This is a genomic window from Streptomyces venezuelae, from assembly GCF_008642295.1.
Classification (GTDB): domain Bacteria; phylum Actinomycetota; class Actinomycetes; order Streptomycetales; family Streptomycetaceae; genus Streptomyces; species Streptomyces venezuelae_C.
In genome coordinates this window covers 2,615,306-2,632,280 of the sequence record NZ_CP029190.1, presented here as the reverse complement: position 1 = coordinate 2,632,280, position 16,975 = coordinate 2,615,306, and the positions used below count along the sequence as shown (strand labels likewise).

Below are 16,975 nucleotides of genomic sequence, written 5' to 3'. Positions count from 1 at the left end.
CGGGGCTGTGCGTACACTCCCGACCCATGAAGTATCGAACCCTAGGACGCAGCGGGCTGAAAATAAGCGAGATCTCCTATGGAAGCTGGATCAGCTATACGGAGGGATCCGCTGAACGAATCGCCCGCGAGGCGCTCGAGCAGGGCATTACGACCTTCGACACCGCCGATGTCTACGGTGGCACCCGGGCGGAAGCCGTACTCGGTCGCGCCCTGGAGAACGTACGCCGGGAATCCGTGGAGATCTCGACCAAGGTCTTCGCCCCGATCGGGCCGGGGCCGAACGACCGGGGCCTGTCCCGCAAGCACATCATGGAGGCGGCGCACGGCTCGCTGCGCCGGCTCAAGACCGACTACATCGACCTCTACCAGGCGCACCGCTTCGACCCGCAGACCCCGCTCGCCGAGACCCTGCGCGCCTTCGACGACCTGGTCCGGCAGGGGAAGGTCCTCTACGTGGGGGTCTCGGAATGGACCGCGGACCAGATCTCCGAGGCCCTGGCGCTCGCCGACCGGATGGGCTTCGACCGGATCATCTCCAACCAGCCGCAGTACAACATGGTGTGGCGGGTCATCGAGGAGGAGATCGTCCCGCTGTGCGAGCGCGAGGGGATCGGGCAGCTCGTCTGGTCACCGCTGGCCCAGGGCCTGCTGGCCGGTAAGTACCAGCCCGGCCAGCCGCCCCCCGCCGGATCGCGCGCCGCAGGGGTGGCCGCCTCCCAGTTCGCCTCGGGAGCGCTGACCGACGACGTGCTCAAGCGCGTCGCCGCGCTCGGCGAGGTCGCCGCCGACCTCGGCCTGTCCATGCCCCAGCTGGCCATCGCCTGGGTGCTGCGCAACCCGAACGTCGCGACGGCGATCGTCGGCGCCACCAAGCCCGAGCAGATCGCCCAGAACGTCACGGCCTCCGGGATCGAGCTGGACGACGAGACCGTCGAGCGGATCGACCGCATCCTCGGGCCGGTCATCGAGCGCGACCCGCGCAAGACGCCCTCGGAACCGACCGACTACCGCAGCTGACAGGACAGCAGAACACCCGTGAACTCCACGTCGATCCGCCTGATCGAGGCCTCCGACGCACGCGCACTCGCCGGCCTGCTCTCCCGGGACAGGCCGGCGTACGCGCGCTGGCTGCCCGAGAGGCCCGACGGGTTCTACACGCCCGACGGGCAGGCCGCGGCCATCGAATCCCTGCTGGCCTCCCATGACAAGGGGCTCGCCTGGCCCGGCGTCGTGGTCTCCGACGGCACCGTCATCGGGCAGGTCACCATCGGCTCGATCCTGCGCGGCCCGTTCCAGAAGGGATTCCTCGGGTACTGGGTCTCCGCCCGCCACCAGGGACTCGGGCACACGAGCCGTGCCGTCGGCCTCGTGCTGCGGATCGCCGAGGAGGAGCTGAACCTGCACCGGCTGGAGGCCCACACCCAACTGGAGAACCTCGCGTCCCAGGCGATCCTCCGCAAGGCGGGATTCCGCTCCTGGGGCATCGCCCATGAGCACTTCTACGCCGACGGCGCATGGCGCGACGAAATCTTCTGGGAAAGGAAACTGGCCGGCGGGCCCCCCGCCTGACCGGCACCGGCACCGGTGCCGGTACCGCGGCGGCGCCGCCGGGCCCAGAGGGCCAGAGCCGCGCCGGAGAGGAGCAGCAGGGCGCCCGCCGCCGGCCAGGGGACCGCCGTGAAGGCCGTACCGCCCTCCGCCGACAGGACCGGGTGGTCCACCGCCCCGGCGGTCAGCGTCACTTCGACCCGGTCCAGCTGCGGGGAGTCCGGCCACGGCTCGGTCAGCTCGATCCGCTGCCCGGGCAGCAGCACCAGCTTCAGGTCCCGCGCCGGACGGTTCAGCACCGTACGCCCGAACAGGCCCTCGGCGCGCACCGACACGGTCGGGGCCAGCACCACATTGCCCCGGTTGACCAGCGCGTACGACACGGTCACCGGCGCCTTGCCGGTCCACGGCAGCAGCGGTGCGCTCCGGGAGATCCGTACGTTCTCCACGCTCAGCCCGGGAGCCACCGGGCCGGGCACCCGGAAGTAGATCCGCGCCCCGACCGAGCGCCGGACCCCGACCTTCACCTTGTCCTCGCCCTCCGTGCCCTCGATCGCCGTGCCCAGGGCGACGATGCCGCCCACGTGGTCACCGGGGGCGGCGTCCTCCGGCACCGTGATGGTGAACGGGATGTCCTTGCGGCCCTTGGCCGGGACGGTGACCGTTCCGGAGGCCTCCGGCCCCAGTCCGATCCAGGTGCCGAGGTCCTTGGGCCGGGTCTCCACCGGCAGCAGGGCGAACGCTCCGCCCACCGGGGTGTTCACGGCGTCGGTGGCGAAGACCCGGAAGGTCAGCTCCCGGTCGGAGGCGTTGTGCACGGTCACGCTGTCGCGGACGGTGCTGCCGGCCGCCCCCTGGTGGAAGAAGTACGCCCGGTCGGGCATCTGCGCGCCCGCGGGCGGGGTCGGGAAGACGCCCCAGCTGCCGTTGTCCGCGGCCCGGGCCGCGGTGGCCGGTATGAGGCCCGCGGAGAGCAGGCCGAGGAGCAGCAGCAGCCTGAGGAGGGCGAGCGGGGAGCGGCGGATGGTGCGGGTGGCGGCCATGGGCGCGTTCTCCAGACAGGGAAGGGTGGTGCGGGGCCGTAGCCCCGCACCACCCGGGATCGGGCCGGACTGACCGGTCAGGCGACCGAGAAGGTCACCACCGACTGGTAGGTGTCGGCGAACATGAACGACGGGAGCTGGATCATCCCGGCGCCGCCGACCGAGAACTCGCCACCGGTCAGCTGGTCACCGCCGGCGGCCTGGGAGGCCACCTTCATCGGGGTGTCCGTGATCGCCCCGGGCGCACCGGCGGTGCAGGTGCTCGGGCTGTCCGGGTTGGTGACGGTGCAGCTCGGCTGGATGCCGATCTGCGCATTCGCCATCGAGTGGCCGGTGGCCTCGTTCAGGAACGGCGTACGGGTCGCGGTGACGTCCCAGCCGAGGCTGCCGCCGCGGAAGTCCTGCACGGTGGCGGCGTTGAACTGGCCGATGACCGACTGCGGCTTTCCGTTGATGGTGACCTTGCCCCACTCGGAGGCCGGGAAGCCGTCCTTCGGACCGATGCCCAGCGGGCCGGGCAGCACCTCGACGTCGACCGGGTTCTTCACTCCGGCCTGTTCCTCGATGAAGACGAAGGACTTGGCCGCGCCGGTCGAACCGTCGATCCTGATCGCATCGGCCTTCTTGGTGACCGTCAGGGTGCAGGCGGCGGCCCCGGAGGCGTCCGCGCTGCCGGTCCCGGTGTCACCGGTGGCCGTGCCGCCGAGCGTCGCGGAACAGGTGACCGGTCCGGCCGGGAAGTTGGCGCCGGAGACGGCCACGGAGGTGCCCGCCTTGCCGCTGTTCGGCGTCAGCTTGGTGGTGACCGGGTCCTTCGGCAGGGCCTCGACCGCGATCGAGCCGAGCGAGGCGCTCGGGCGCGGGGCCGGCGTACAGGTCGTGGTGAAGACGGAGGCGCCGAGCTTGGCGTCCGTCACGATCAGGTCGAGCTTGACGTCGACGGTGGTGCCCTCGCTGCCGTCCGGCACCTTGATGGTCTTGGTGACGGGCTTGGGGTCGAGCGGCACGCCGGGGGTGACGGTGACCGTCTCCGGGTCGCCGATGATGGTCTGCTTGGCGCTGCCGACCACCAGGGTGATCTTGGTGGTGTTCTCGGTGGTCACCGCGAACTGCGGCAGCAGGGGGCTCGGGCCCGGGTCCACCGTGATGGGCACGGTGTCACCGGCCTTGGCCGTGTCGGGCAGGGTGACCGTGAAGGTCTGGTTGCCCGAGCCGTCCGGCTGGGGATCCGGAGCGTCGCACTGCACGAAGACGGTGGTGGTCTTGGTCGCCGCCTGTGCCGTTCCCGCCAGGCCCGCCACGCCACCCGTCAGGGCCAGGGAGAGGGCTCCCGCCCCGGCCAGCACTCTTCGTCGAAAGGTTCCGGTACTCACTGGGTCGCGACTCCTTCGTCATGACGAACCCTCCCCCGACCCGCTGTGCGGGGGAGACCGAGCCGGTGCGGTGGCCGACATTGACGCTTTGCCGCCATGAGAAGTCAATGGCTTGCTTTCGCCCGAAGCACACAGAAATTGATGTCCCATCAGGACGAGTCGTTGGGCCGGGGTGCTACTGGGGGAAGGCCGGCAGGGTCGCGTGCTCCGCCGGGACCTGGAGCAGCCGGTTCGCGGTACCGGCCGGCAGTCCGCCGATCCGGTCCGGCACCGAGGACCGTACGAGCTCCGCCGCGACCTGCGCCACAGTGGCCGCGGGCTGCCGGGCCAGGACCAGCGCGGCGGCCCCCGCCGCCTGCGGGGCGGCCATGGAGGTGCCGGACATGGTGCGGACCGTCTCCCGGCCGCCGGACCATGCCGAGGTGATGCCCACCCCTGGCGCGAACACGTCCACGCAGGAGCCGTGGTTGGAGAACCCGGCCCGCCGGTCGCCGGAGTCCGTGGCGCCGACCGTCAGCGCCTCGGGGACCGAGCCGGGGGAGGAGGTGCAGGCGTCCAGGCCCTCGTTGCCCGCGGCGGCCGTGAAGGTGATGCCCCGGGCCACGGCCCGGCGTACGGCGCTGTCCATGCCGAAGCTCCGGCCGCCGCCCATGCTCATATTGGCCACTGCGGGGCCGGCCGGGCGGGCGGCGGCATGGTGGCGCACCATCCAGTCGATGCCCGAGAGGATCCCGGAGAGGCTGCCGTAGCCCTTGCAGTCGGCCACCTTCACCGACACCAGGCGTACGCCCTTGGCCACCCCGTACGTGGCACCGCCCGCGGTCGCCGCGACGTGCGAGCCGTGGCCGTTGCAGTCCTCGGGCCCCTCCTCGCGCACCGCGTTGGCGCCGTGTACGGCCCGGCCCCCGAACTCCCGGTGGTCGGTGTTGATCCCGGTGTCCAGGACGTACACCGTCACGCCCGCGCCCGTGGTGCCGTACGTGTACGAGCCGTCGAGCGGGAGATCGGGCTGGTCGACCCGGTCCAGTTGCCAGGGGGCCGCCTGCTGGGTGTCGCTGATCCGGAACCGGATGTCGGGCTCGACCCGTTCCACGCGGGGGTCGGCGGCGTAGGCGGCGGCCCGGGCCGGGGTGGTGCGTACGGCGAAACCGTGCAGTGCGGCGCCGAAGACCGGGCCGACCTCGTCGCCGGCCTCGGCCGCCTCGGCGGCCAGGGAGCGGGTGAGGGCGCGCGGGGCGGCGTCCTTGAGGACGACCACGTACGGGGCGGCCGGTGCGTCGGGTGCGGTGGCGGGAACCGGGGCGGGAGCCGATGCGGGACCGGGGGCGGGAGCCGTGCCGGCGGGCGGCGGGGCGGGCAGGGCCACGGCCGTCAACAGGGCTGCGGCCGGGAGCAGTACGGAAAGTGCGGTCATGCGGCGATGCTGGACGAGGGCCGCCCGGGGCGCACCGAGGGTGCGCCGAGTGGCCGCACGACACGCCCTCCCGGTGGGCGCGCTACCGGTGTTCCGGGCCGGCGGGTCCGGCCGGGCCGCCGGGGCCGGCTGCGGTCACGGCGGTCACGGCCAGGGCCGCCGCGTAGCCGGCGGGGGCCGGCAGGTCGGTCAGCGTCCAGCCGGCGACCGCGGCCGGCACCGGGCCCGAGCCGACGTAGGGTTCGGCCAGCCCGGCGGTCAGGCCCGCGCCGGTGGCCTTGAGGCAGGCCTCCTTGCGGGACCAGATCCGGGCGAGGGCGGCCGGCCGGTCCGGTTCGGGCAGGGCCGACAGCTCCGCGGTCTCCCACGGGTGCAGGGCGTTCAGGACGTCGGCCACGGCGGTGGGCGTCGGCATGGACTCCACGTCGACGCCGACCGGTACCCCCGAGAAGGCGAGGTAGGCGGCGTCCGCGCTGTGCGAGAGGGAGAAGTGCACGCCGCCTCCGGCGACCACCGGGCGGCCGTGCGGGTCGCCGCAGCCGTGGCAGGCCTCCCGGGCCAGCGGGACCTCCTCCGGCGGCAGGTCCAGATAGCGGCCCAGCAGGATGCGCAGGCCGAGGTGCGAGGCCAGGTAGCGCTGCCGGTGGCCCGGCCGGACCAGCCGGCCGGCCCGCTCGCGCTCGGCCGCGTCCAGTACGGCCGCGGCCTCGTCCACCGGGTGCCCGCCCACCACGGGGAGCGTGGTGTCCAGGGACCACACGGCCACGGCGGTGCCGGTGGGGCGCGCGCCGGTCGCGGGGCGGGCCCCGCCAAGTGGGTTCACGTACGCGGTCACCCGATGAGAGTACGAGAGGCCGGCGCCCGGGCGGCATCCGCAGCCGGTCTCGTGGCTGGTGCCGATGGCCGCGGTCCGGCCGCGGTCCGGCTGGGTCCGGCCGTCGTCCGGCCGTTGTCCGGCTGCGCTCCGGCCGTCGCCCGGGGCGGGCTGGGGTGCCGAACCGGGCCCGCCGCCCGGGGTGGCGCGATGGCCGCGGTCCGGCCGTGGTCCGGCCGTGGTCCGGCCGTGGTCCGGCCGTGGTCCGGCCGTGGTCCGGCCGTGGTCCGGCTGCGCCCCGGCCGGCGCACGGGGCGGGCCGGGGTGCCGAACCGGGCCCGCCGCCCGGGGTGGCGCGATGGCCGCGGTCCGGCCGCCGACCGCGGTCCGGCCGTCGTCCGGCCGGCGCCTGGGGCAGCCCGTGGCGGCCCGGGGCCGGGGTGCCGAACGGTCGCGCGCCCTGCGCGGTGCGATGGCCGGCGCCCGGCCGATGCCCCGCCGGGCCCCCGGCGGGCCGGGGGGGGCGCGGGCCTCGGGCCGGTTCCGGATGCGCGGCCCGCGCGATGGCGCCGCGTGGACCTGCCGCCGGGCGGCCGGGGCGTCGGGGAGCCGGACCTCCGGAGCCGGGCCGGTGTGGCCCGCCCACACAATTCCGCTCTGCCGGACCCCCGACGACCGGCTCCTTCACCGGGTGGTGGTGACGACGTCACCACCCCTCGGGTGAGGGTGTGTGACCGGCGGCCCTCGTGCACAAGGGGTCCGGAAGCCAAGCTGGAAGTGACCTGGCGGACGAGGGAAGAGGCGGGGGCATGGGCAGCTCGCGACTGGCGGAGCGACGCACACGGCCGCACGGTGCGGGGGCGGGAGCGGTGGACGCGGTCGGTCACCTGTGCGCCGCGGTCTTCGACACGCTGCCGCGCGCCGACCAGCGGCGCAAGGCCGAACTGTACGTCCGGGGCCTGCTGACCGCGCCCGGCCGGAAGTCCATGCGCAGCATCGCCGCGCACGCCGGCATGGCGGCCGGGGAGCAGAGCCTGCACCACTTCATCAGCTGCTCGACCTGGGACTGGCAGTCGGTACGGGAGGCGCTGGCCGTCTACCTGGACCGGACGGCCGGACTCCGGGCCTGGGTGGTCAAGCCGATGGTGATCCCCAAGTCGGGGGCGCACACGGTCGGGGTGGAGCGCCGGTTCGACGCCCGGCTGGGCCAGATGGTCAACGGGCAGCAGGCGTTCGGCGCCTGGGCCGTCGGCGACGAGGTCACCGCGCCGGTCGGCTGGTCGCTGCACCTGCCCGCCGAGAGCACCCTCGCCGACTGCGCGGCCCGGTCCGTACTGGACCTCGCCGGTCCGGGGACGCTGCGCCGGCTGCCCGTGGTGCTGGACGCGGTGCAGGGCGGGGCCGAGGAGCTCCCGCAGCAGTTCGCGGCGGCCGGGCTGCCGTTCGTGATGCGGATCGGCGGGAGCACCCCGGTGACCGTGATCGACCCGCACCTGCCGGGCATCGGCCGCACCCGGAACCGGGCCGGCACGGTGATGGAAGCGGCCCGGATGCTGCGCCGCCCGGTCCGCTACCCCGACGGGGTCGACGGCTCGGTGCGGACGGCCTTCACGGCGGCGGTGCGGGTGGAGACGGCCACCCGCGCGGGCGGCGCGGCGCGGCCCCTGATGCTGCTTGCGGAATGGAGCGATCCGCGTCGCCGCCCCGACCGGATCCTGCTGACCGACCTGGTCTCGGCGCCGCCGGCCGGGCTGCTGCGGCTGGCCGAGCTGTCCCGCCGGGTGGACCGGGACTTCGCCGGGATCTCCGAGCGGGTCGGCATGCGGGACTTCGAGGGACGGTCCTTCCCCGGCTGGCACCGGCACGTCACCCTGGCCTCGGCCGCCCACGCGGTGTGCGCCCTCGCCGGGGAGACGCACGCCGCGGCGGCCCGTGCTGCGGCCGGTGTCCGGGCCGGTGTCCCGGCGACAGGACACACCAGGGTGGCCGCACCACCGGTGGCAGGCCTTCCGATGGTGGGCTACGGCGCACCCAGACGGTCCGCGTGAGCGTTCTCGCCCGTCACCGGGGCCGGCCCGTCCGGCCGGAGGGTGTCACGGGTGCGGTGCAGCCGGAGTGCGAGCTGCACCTCCAGGGCGCGGGCCGGCTCCTGCCAGTCCTCGCCCAGCAGGGCGGTGATCCGCTCCAGCCGCCGGGAGACCGTGTTGGGGTGGACGTGCAGGGTCTCGGCGGCATGGGTGGGGCTGCTGCCGGACTCGAAATAGGCCTCCAGGGTCTGCACCAGGTTGGTGAACCGGTGACTGTCGTAGTCGATGACCGGACCGATGGTGTCGGCGATATAGCCGCCGACGCTGTGGTTGTCTCCGAGCAGCAGCCCGAGGAAGCCGAGTTCGTTGGCGGCGGCCGTGGTGCCGGTGCTGCCCAGTGCGGTGAGTGCGCCCAGACAGCGGAGCGCCTCGGCGTGCGCGGGTTCGACGTCCGCCAGACCCGTGGTGGGCCCGGCCGCACCCACCGTCACCGGGTGGCCGAGCAGCGGGGACAGCTCGTCGGACACCTGGCGGGCGGTCGCCCCCGGGTTGTCGGAGGGCAGCAGCAGGGTGAGGCAGCCGCCCCGTACGGTGGAGAGGCCGCCGGCCCGCAGTGCGTAGGACGAGGCCCACACCACCGCCCGGCCCTGCGAGCCGCCCTCGGGGCGGATGACCGCCACGGCGTACGGGCGTTCCACGTCGAGGCCGAGCCGGCGGGCCCGGTCGCGGAGCTGGGCCGGCGGCCGGCCGGGTACCGTCAGCAGGTCCTCGAAGAACTCCTCGCGCACCTGGCTTTCGGCCACCGCCGTATTGCGGTGCATCAGCATCAGCACACCGGTGGTGCCCGCGGTCAGGCGCAGCAGCCGCAGCCCGCTGTCGGAGAGCGGATCGGCGGTGTGCAGCAGGACGCAGCCCAGGCATTCGGTACCGGCGGCGACCGGGGCGAGCCACAGGTCCGGGGCGAACTGCACCGGCCGGCAGGCCACATGGGTTTCCAGGACGGCCTTGGCAGTCTCCTCCGGGCCGGGCAGCGTGGGGGGAAGCGGCCCGGTCGCGGACAGCACCCGGCCGTCGGGGTCGAGTGCGGCGGCGGTGCCGCCCAGGGTTTCGGCGGCCACTGCGAGCAGCTGGCCGAGATCGCCGCCGGCCAGCAGCAGGTCCGTCATCCGCGTGTGCGCGTCGTTGGCCCGGCGCTCCGAGACCAGGTCGGACTTGGCCTGGGAGGTGTAGCGCTCCAGGTCGGCGATGTCGGCCCGGGCCCGGCTGAGCACCCGGGTCTTCTCGATGGCCACCGAGGCGAGGTCGCCCAGCGAGGCCATCAGGGCGATCTCGTCGGGGGTGAAGTGCCGGATGGTGCGGTCGGCGGCGTAGAGCACGCCCAGTGCGGAGCCGCGATGCCGCAGCGGTACGGCGACGATGGCGCGCAGCCCTTCGGCGCGGACCACGTCGTCGATCACGGAATGGTGCGAGACGCGCTCGTCGGCCAGGTAGTCCGGGCTCCAGAAGGGGGCGCTGCTGTGGCGGACCGCACTGCCCAGACCCGAGCCGCCGGGTACCCGGAAGCCCACGGTCAGCGCGGTGGCATGGCCGTCCGCGGTCCGGACGTAGCTGTCGCCCGTCTCCTCGTCGTGGAAGCTGATGTACGCCATGTCCAGGTTGAGCAGCAGTCGCGCTCGGCGGGCGATCACCCGGAGCAGGGCGTCCAGGTCGTAGGGCAGGGTGAGGTCGTGGGCGGTGTCCACCAGGGCGGAGAGCACGGCCTCCCGCTGCTGCCGGCGGCCCAGTTGTTCGCGTACGTCGGCGGCGAGCCGCAGCGCCCGGTCGAGCTCTTCGTGCCGGGCGCGGCTCGCGTCGGAGTGGCCCGCCGTGCCGAGGAGGCCCTCGAAGGCCCGGGCCGGTGCCTCGCGGGCGAGTAGTTCCAGAACAGTCAGGATGCCGGTCTGCGTCGGCTGCGCATCTAATGCCATGGGGTTGTTTCCTCACGTGTGGGGGGTGCACAACCTCGCTGGCTGGAAATCTAGGTGACCTCACTCTCCATGGTCAATTGTCAATACGCCGTGGTTAAAGAGGAGTTGAAGATTCCGTCTGCATGGTCTTTTGTAAGCCATTGATCCGATTCTGCGGAGGGGGCAGTGGCCGGAACACCACCCCGGGGCCCATGTTGTGTGGAGGGCTCACCTTCTGCATCGGCTCGTGCCCGCAGCAGACTTCCTGGCACGCCTACTCGACCAGTTCTCGAGTGACATTCCAGGAGGGGGAACCATGTCCCAGGCCACTGTCGCTTCCGACGCCACCGCGCTCGCCCACGCCTACCCCACCCATGAGGTACGCGACTACCAGCGTTCGCTGGCGCGCAGTGTCGAGTCCCGCACCCGTGCCGACCGGCCGAGCCAGTTCGAGCTCCGGGGCCGTACCTGGGACCTCCTGGACGAGGTCTTCGCCCCCGTCTACTCGCCCAGCACCTCCATCGCCCTGGACTTCCTCGGCTGGACCGACACCGTCGAGACCCCCCGCTCCGGCTCCATGCTGGAGATCGGCTGCGGCACCGGTGTGATCTCGGTGATGGGCGCCCTGGCCGGCTGCCGGCGGGTGGTCGCGGCGGACATCAACCCGCACGCCGTGGACAACGCCCGGCTGAACGCCCACCGCCACGGGGTCACCGCCCGGGTCCAGGCCGTCCACAGCGACCTGTTCTCGGGGCTCGACCGGCAGGAACGTTTCGACCTGATCTTCTTCAGCTCCAACTACGTTCTTGCGCCGGCCGGCCACCGCTACGCCTCCGAGCACGACAAGGCCTATGTGGACCCCGGCTACTCCGTGCACCGCCGCTACCTCGCCGAGGTCTGCGAGTGGCTGACCCCCAACGGCTCGGCCCTGCTGCACTTCAGCTCCCGCGGCGACATGGAACTCCTTCGGCAGCTCGCTGCCGAGACCGGCCGCAAGCTGCTCACCCTGGTCACCCGCCAGGTGAGGGAGAACGACCTCCCGGTGGACCACATCCTCATGGCGATCGTGCCCGCCCGGTGACCCACCACCCCCCGCACCGCCCTCAGCTCTTACGCCCCTCTACATCCGCGAGGACTGCTGCCGTGCGCACCCTGCTCGTCGACAACTACGACAGCTTCACCTACAACCTCTTCCACCAGATCACCGAGGTCACCGGCACCGAACCGGTGGTCCTGCGCAACGACGAGACGACCTGGAGACCGGGTCTGCTCGACGGCTTCGACGCGGTCGTGCTCTCCCCGGGACCGGGGACCCCCGACCGGGCGGCCGACTTCGGCATCTGCCGCGACATCCTGGACCACTGCGATCTGCCGCTGCTCGGCGTCTGCCTGGGACACCAGGGCATGGCCCGGGCCCACGGCGGCCGGGTGGTCCGTGCCCCCGAGCCGCGCCACGGCCGGATCTCCCCGGTCATCCACGACGGCAGCGGCCTGTTCGCCGGACTGCCCTCCCCCTTCGACGTCGTGCGCTACCACTCGCTGGCCGTCGCCGACCTGCCCGCCGAGCTGGAGGCCACCGCCTGGAGCCCGGACGGCGTGGTGATGGGCCTGCGCCACCGCTCCCGGCCGCACTGGGGTCTGCAGTTCCACCCCGAGTCGGTCGCCACCACGTACGGGCACGAACTGATCGACAACTTCCGGCGGCTGGTGGTCGAGCACCACGCGGCGCACGGGCGGCACGTGCAGCATGTGCAGCACGGCGGTCGCCGGCCCGCGCCGCGCCCGGCCGCCCCGGTCCCGGCCGCCCCGGCAGGGGCTACGGCACCGGCGACGGCCGCCGAGGCCACTCCCGTCCGCCGGCTCCGGGTGCTCGCCGACATCCTGACCACCCGCTGGGACGACGAGGCCGTCTACGACCGGCTGTTCCGCTCCGGCCCGCACGGCTTCTGGCTCGACAGCAGCCGGGCCGACGGCCCCGACGGGCGGTTCTCCTTCCTCGGCAACGCGGCCGGCCCGCTCTCCCGCGTGGCCAAGGCCGATGTCACCAGCGGCACCGTCTCGGTCTACTCGGCCGGCGGGGTCCCCGAGCAGCTCGTCGCCGAGGACTTCCTCGACTGGATCGACCGCGACCTGCGCTCCTGCCGGACCGAAGTCCCGCAACTCCCCTTCGACTTCGCCCTCGGCTGGGTCGGCTACCTCGGCTACGAGCTCAAGGCCCAGTGCGGGGGCGAGGCCGTGCACCGGGCCGAGGACCCGGATGCCGTCATGGTCTTCGCCGACCGCGCCGTCGTTCTCGACCACCACACCGGCACCACCTACCTTCTCGCCCTTGCGGAGGGGGGCGAGGAGGAGGCTGCCCGTGACTGGCTGGTCCGGACCGCCCGCACACTGACCGGCGAGCCCGCGCCGCTGCCCCGGCCGGTCCGGCAGGAGCCGCTCACCGGACTGCGGCTGCGCCACGACCGGTCCGCCTACCTCGACCTCATCGAGGAGTGCCAGGCCGAGATCGCGGCCGGCGAGACGTACGAGGTGTGCCTGACCAACCTCGCCGAGGCGGACGGCAGCCCCGACGCCTGGGAGACCTACCGGGCCCTGCGCCGCAGTCACCCGGCCCCGTTCGCCGCGCTGCTCCAGTTCGGCCGGACCCAGGTGCTCAGCACCTCGCCCGAGCGGTTCCTGCGGGTGGACGCCGAGGGCGTCGCCGAGTCCCGCCCCATCAAGGGCACCCGGCCGCGCGGCCGGACCGCGGCCGAGGACCTGGAGATCCGCCGGGAGCTGGCCTCCTGCGAGAAGGACCGCGCCGAGAACCTGATGATCGTCGACCTGGTCCGCAACGACCTGGGCCGGTGTGCCGAGCCCGGCAGCGTCGAGGCCGGTGACATCTTCCGGATCGAGAGCTACGCCACCGTCCACCAGCTGGTGTCCACGGTCACCGCCCGGCTGCGGGCCGGCCTGAGCGCGGTGGACTGCGTCCGGTCGGCCTTCCCCGGCGGCTCCATGACGGGCGCCCCCAAGCTCCGTACGATGCAGATCATCGACCGGCTGGAGGCCGGGCCGCGGGGCATCTACGCCGGTGCCATCGGCTACTTCTCGCTCTCCGGCGCCTGTGACCTCTCCATCGTCATCCGCACCCTGGTGCTCACCCCCGGCCGGGTCCGGTACGGGATCGGCGGGGCGATCGTGGCCCTGTCCGACCCGGCCGCCGAGTTCGAGGAGACCGCGGTGAAGTCCGCCCCGCTGCTGGGGCTGACCGAGGAGGGATTCCCCGGCCGGGCCGAGCTGCCGGTGGGCTCCGGGCTCTCCGGCTGAGGCCGCCGCAGTACTGACGGGGGCTCCGACCCCGGCCGGGCACCTCCGGCCGGGGTCACCCGCCGTCAGGGTCCACCCGCCGTCAGGGGTCACCTGCCCTCCGGGCCGGCCAGTGCGCGGCCCACCGCGGCCACCAGCGCCCGCCACTCCCAGTACTGCCGGGGCGGTGCCGCCGCCTCCATGCTCCGCACCAACTCGGGCCAGCGAACGCCCAGTTCCTCGATCCGGTCCAGATCGTCCCGGGCGCTCAGATGGCGCCCGGAGAGGGTGTCGCCCTCCATCAGCAGGGTCGCCTCGGCCAGCCGCTCCAGGCCGTCCTCGGTCAGTACGTGCACCGTGCCGGCCGCCACCAGCCCGCCCACGGAGGCCGGTACCGAGGCCCCGTCGAGCGCCAGCGCCAGCCGCGGCGGCACGGCACCGGCCCGGGCCAGCCGGGGCCAGCGCGGATCCTCGAACAGCCGCTCGTGGACGGTGAAGGCCAGCCGGGCCACGGCGATACCGGCCTGCCGGCACACCGCCTGCGCGACCCCGTCCGGCCGGGTGCCGGCCGGCAGCGCCGCCAGTACCTCCGCATCCACCGCGCCCACCGGAACCCGGATCGCGGAGGAGAGGCCGTCCAGCGGGCGGCCCGCCGCGAGGGCCGCCTCCAGCCCGTCGAACCAGGCCGTCAGCACCTCCCGGTACCCGCGGTCCGTGAAGACCGGTCCGGCGGCGGCCCCGATGCCCTCCGCCAGGCAGCGGCTCAGGGCGGCCAGGCCCACCCGGTCGGCGGGGAACTGCACCAGCAGATTGGGGCGGTCCACGATCCAGTGCAGCCAGCGGGCCTCGGCCACCGCGGCGGCCGGATCCAGCGTCTGGCCGACCCCCGCGCACACCAGCCCCTCGGTGCCCCGGCCGGTCCGCCACACCGGGTCCAGGGCATCGCAGACCGCCCGCAGATCGTCGGCGGCGAGAACCCGGGCGGCCTCCTCCGGGCCGGCCCCGAAGGCCGCCAGATCGGCCAGCCGGTCCCGGTATGCGGAGCCGTGGACCGGGCCGGTGAGGCCGCCGAAGGAGAACGTGGCACCGGTGACGCCGAGCTCGCGGACCAGCCGGTCCAGGACGCCGGAGGACACCTGACGGCGGTTCACGCCGTCCAGCCAGAGGGACACCCCTTCGGCGGCGAGCTGTCTCGCGGGATTGCTGGTCATCCTCGTTCTCAGATCCATCGGGCCCCCTCTCGCAGAGCCGCGCCCTGTTGTATTGGTGGGAGGCGAATCTAACCGTGATCGTTGCCATGGGCATGCGGTGTGGGGGGTTTATGTCAGCTAGTTGCCAACTGAATTCGCCGAGGATTCCCGAACCCGCGAAACCCCCTGTGAGCTGCGGTGGTGCCCGCCCGCGGACGAGCTGACACATTCCCTGGGCCCCGGTGCTCCGAGGTGACAAAGTTCCCCGTGCGCAGGGGTCGGGCGGTTGTCCGCAGCAGCCTTCGGCTGGTTGTTTGGAGAGTGGAAAGGCAGCGCTCCGGCGCCGCCGTTCGAATTCGGATATCCCCGAGACCCGCGTGGAGAAGCGATCATGGCCAGTGCCGCCGCCGAGTCCTACTGGATCGTGGTGAACGACGAGGACCAGTATTCGATCTGGCCGGGTGACCAGCAGATTCCGGCGGGCTGGCAGTCGGTCGGCGACCCCGCCTCCAAGGAGGACTGCCTCGCCTGGATCGAGGAGAACTGGACCGACATGCGCCCGATGAGCCTGCGCCGGGCCCTGGACTCGGACCGGCCGGCCGGCGGTGTTGCGGGCGCGGCATGACAGGGAGCCACCTTCCATGATCCATTTAATGCACGATCGTCTCCAGGTGATCGCCCTGTGGAGCCCGCCGGGCTGCCGGGCCACCGGCTTCGAGCGGATGATGATCGACCGCGGCGACCTCACCGTGCTGCACGAGCCGTTCACCAAGCTCGCGCTCACCGGGAGGTACAGCCACGAGGGCCGCCTGTACGGCACCGCGACCGCGCTGCTCGAATCCGTACTGGAACGGGCCGAGCGGCCCGGTGCCCGGCCGGTCCTCTTCACCGACAGCACCGCCCTCCGCCACCCCGACCTGCTCATGGACACCCGCTTCACCTCGCGCATCCAGCACACCTTCCTCATCCGCGACCCGGCCGAGGTCATCGCCGCACACCGGGCCGGCGGACGGGAGAGCACCTCCGAAGCGATCGGCTTCGGCAACTGCTGGGAGATCTTCGAGCTGGCCCGGATGGCCTCCGGCGCCGTTCCGGTGGTGCTGGACGCCGCCGACCTGCCGGTGCGGCCCGCGGAGGTGGCCGCCTCGTACGCCATGCACACGGGGCTGCCGCCGGCCGCCGGACCCGGCCGGTGGACCATGGAGGAGGAGTGGCTGCCGGCCGGCACCGGCAGCCTCACCGAGCTGGTGCTCGGCGATCCGCACCTGGCCGAGCTGTACGCCGACCAACTGCCCTACCACGCGTGGCTGAGCGCCCACCGCCTCGAACTCGAACCGGTGGTGACCGGGTGACCCGGTGACAGGCCGCCCCGGGCAGCCGGTCACCCTGAAGACCGACGGCCCGGCCCCTCCGGCCGGGACCACCACGAGGAAGTAGGGAGCACCACAGATGTACGGCAGTCCGCCCGCGGGCCCAGCCGACTGGCTGAAGACCTCGTACGCCCCTCGCACCACCCGGGCCACCGCCCGCCGGAGGCTGCTGTGCCTGCCGCCGGCCGGCGGAGCCGCCCACCTGTACCGGGACTGGGCCGCCTCACTGCCCACCGGCACCGAGGTCCTCGCCGTCGAACTCCCGGGTCACGGGAGCCGCCTCACCGAGGAACCTCTGACCCGCATGGCGGAAGTGGTGGACGGGATCGTCACCGCCCTCGAAACCCTCCCGGACCCGGCCCTGCCGACCGTCGTCCTCGGCCACAGCATGGGCGCGGTGATCGGCTGGGAGCTGTGCCGCACGCTGCGCCACTACAGCGGACGGCCCGTCCGGGGCCTGGTGTCGGTGGCCTCACCCGCGCCCTCCCGGCCTGCTCCGGACCGCTGGAAGGCCGGCGCGGACAGCAGCGAGGAGGAACTGCTGACCCTGCTCGACCAGTCCGAGAGCCTGCCGCCGGAGCTCCGGCGCAATCCGGAGTTCCTGGACTTCTACCTGCCCGTGCTCCGCGCCGACATGGAGATACTCGCCCGGCACCGGCCGCGCCGGGAATCCCCGCTGCCGTGCGAACTGCGCGTCTACACGGGTGAGAAGGACCCGCTGGTCGGCGAGGCCGACGCCTGGCCCTGGGACGGCGAGGAGACCGTCGGCGGCCGGGAGCTGGTCCGCTTCCCCGGAGGGCACTTCTTCCTCCACGAGAACCCCGCTCCGTTCCTGGAGCGGCTGTCACGCGATATCGAGGCCATGACGGGCGTGCCCGCGTGGAGCGGCCGGTAGGCCGTCGCAGCACGACACCGTGACCGGTACCCGGCGGGGATCCCCCGCCGGGTACCGCTGTTTTT

Annotated in this window: 14 protein-coding genes; 8 read left to right on the top strand and 6 right to left on the bottom strand. The window is 73.4% G+C overall.

The window, feature by feature from the left end:
* The first annotated feature begins 26 nt into the window (after positions 1-26).
* Together DEJ50_RS11335 and DEJ50_RS11330 are read left to right on the top strand one after the other, a co-directional pair.
* Positions 27-1,019 carry an aldo/keto reductase family protein gene (locus tag DEJ50_RS11335; RefSeq protein ID WP_150207524.1) on the top strand — a complete coding sequence of 331 codons (993 nt, stop codon included), beginning with the start codon at positions 27-29 and terminating at the stop codon, positions 1,017-1,019.
* An 18-nt stretch (positions 1,020-1,037) separates the two neighbouring features.
* The gene (locus DEJ50_RS11330) at positions 1,038-1,571 is read left to right on the top strand and encodes a GNAT family N-acetyltransferase (protein WP_150207522.1); all 534 of its coding nucleotides are present in this window, start codon (positions 1,038-1,040) and stop codon (positions 1,569-1,571) included.
* Here the strand turns inward: DEJ50_RS11330 and DEJ50_RS11325 are convergent.
* The 4 genes from DEJ50_RS11325 to DEJ50_RS11310 all read right to left on the bottom strand — a co-directional run bounded on the left by DEJ50_RS11325 (position 1,502) and on the right by DEJ50_RS11310 (position 6,215).
* Complete coding sequence (locus tag DEJ50_RS11325) at positions 1,502-2,593, bottom strand: WxL protein peptidoglycan domain-containing protein (RefSeq protein ID WP_150207520.1); 1,092 nt, start codon at positions 2,591-2,593, stop codon at positions 1,502-1,504. The genes DEJ50_RS11330 and DEJ50_RS11325 overlap by 70 nt on opposite strands.
* Positions 2,594-2,670: 77 nt before the next feature.
* A complete protein-coding gene (locus tag DEJ50_RS11320) occupies positions 2,671-3,966 on the bottom strand; it encodes a hypothetical protein (RefSeq protein ID WP_150207518.1) in 1,296 nt (431 codons plus the stop codon).
* A 175-nt stretch (positions 3,967-4,141) separates the two neighbouring features.
* A complete protein-coding gene (locus DEJ50_RS11315; RefSeq protein WP_150207517.1) occupies positions 4,142-5,380 on the bottom strand; it encodes a S8 family peptidase in 1,239 nt (412 codons plus the stop codon).
* An 82-nt stretch (positions 5,381-5,462) separates the two neighbouring features.
* Positions 5,463-6,215 (bottom strand): 4'-phosphopantetheinyl transferase family protein, encoded by a 753-nt coding sequence (locus DEJ50_RS11310; protein WP_150207515.1) that lies wholly within the window; start codon positions 6,213-6,215, stop codon positions 5,463-5,465.
* A gap of 788 nt (positions 6,216-7,003) precedes the next feature.
* Between DEJ50_RS11310 and DEJ50_RS11305 the strand changes: the two genes are divergently transcribed.
* Positions 7,004-8,242, top strand: a complete 1,239-nt coding sequence (locus DEJ50_RS11305) for a transposase (RefSeq protein ID WP_223837706.1) — start codon at positions 7,004-7,006, stop codon at positions 8,240-8,242.
* Here the strand turns inward: DEJ50_RS11305 and DEJ50_RS11300 are convergent.
* Positions 8,215-10,188, bottom strand: coding sequence for a helix-turn-helix domain-containing protein (locus tag DEJ50_RS11300; RefSeq protein ID WP_150207513.1), 1,974 nt, complete (start codon positions 10,186-10,188; stop codon positions 8,215-8,217). The two genes, DEJ50_RS11305 and DEJ50_RS11300, sit on opposite strands and share 28 nt — an antisense overlap.
* Before the next feature lie 295 nt (positions 10,189-10,483).
* On the opposite strand from DEJ50_RS11300, the gene DEJ50_RS11295 reads away from it, so the two are divergent.
* On the top strand, positions 10,484-11,248 hold the full coding sequence (locus tag DEJ50_RS11295; protein ID WP_150207511.1) for a methyltransferase domain-containing protein: 765 nt from the start codon (positions 10,484-10,486) through the stop codon (positions 11,246-11,248).
* Positions 11,249-11,310: 62 nt separating this feature from the next.
* On the top strand, positions 11,311-13,476 hold the full coding sequence (gene pabB / locus DEJ50_RS11290) for an aminodeoxychorismate synthase component I (protein WP_150207509.1): 2,166 nt from the start codon (positions 11,311-11,313) through the stop codon (positions 13,474-13,476).
* 89 nt (positions 13,477-13,565) lie between these two features.
* Here the strand turns inward: pabB and DEJ50_RS11285 are convergent, their stop codons facing one another.
* A complete protein-coding gene (locus DEJ50_RS11285; protein WP_190344417.1) occupies positions 13,566-14,666 on the bottom strand; it encodes a transaldolase family protein in 1,101 nt (366 codons plus the stop codon).
* Positions 14,667-15,036: 370 nt separating this feature from the next.
* On the opposite strand from DEJ50_RS11285, the gene DEJ50_RS11280 reads away from it, so the two are divergent.
* The 3 genes from DEJ50_RS11280 (at position 15,037) to DEJ50_RS11270 (ending at position 16,910) form a co-directional block, all read left to right on the top strand.
* On the top strand, positions 15,037-15,270 hold the full coding sequence (locus tag DEJ50_RS11280; RefSeq protein ID WP_150207505.1) for an MbtH family protein: 234 nt from the start codon (positions 15,037-15,039) through the stop codon (positions 15,268-15,270).
* 28 nt (positions 15,271-15,298) lie between these two features.
* Positions 15,299-15,997: a sulfotransferase family protein gene (locus DEJ50_RS11275; protein WP_150207503.1), complete on the top strand. Its 699-nt coding sequence runs from the start codon at positions 15,299-15,301 to the stop codon at positions 15,995-15,997.
* Between the two features lie 97 nt (positions 15,998-16,094).
* Positions 16,095-16,910 carry a thioesterase II family protein gene (locus DEJ50_RS11270; protein ID WP_150207501.1) on the top strand — a complete coding sequence of 272 codons (816 nt, stop codon included), beginning with the start codon at positions 16,095-16,097 and terminating at the stop codon, positions 16,908-16,910.
* The last annotated feature ends 65 nt before the right edge of the window (positions 16,911-16,975 follow it).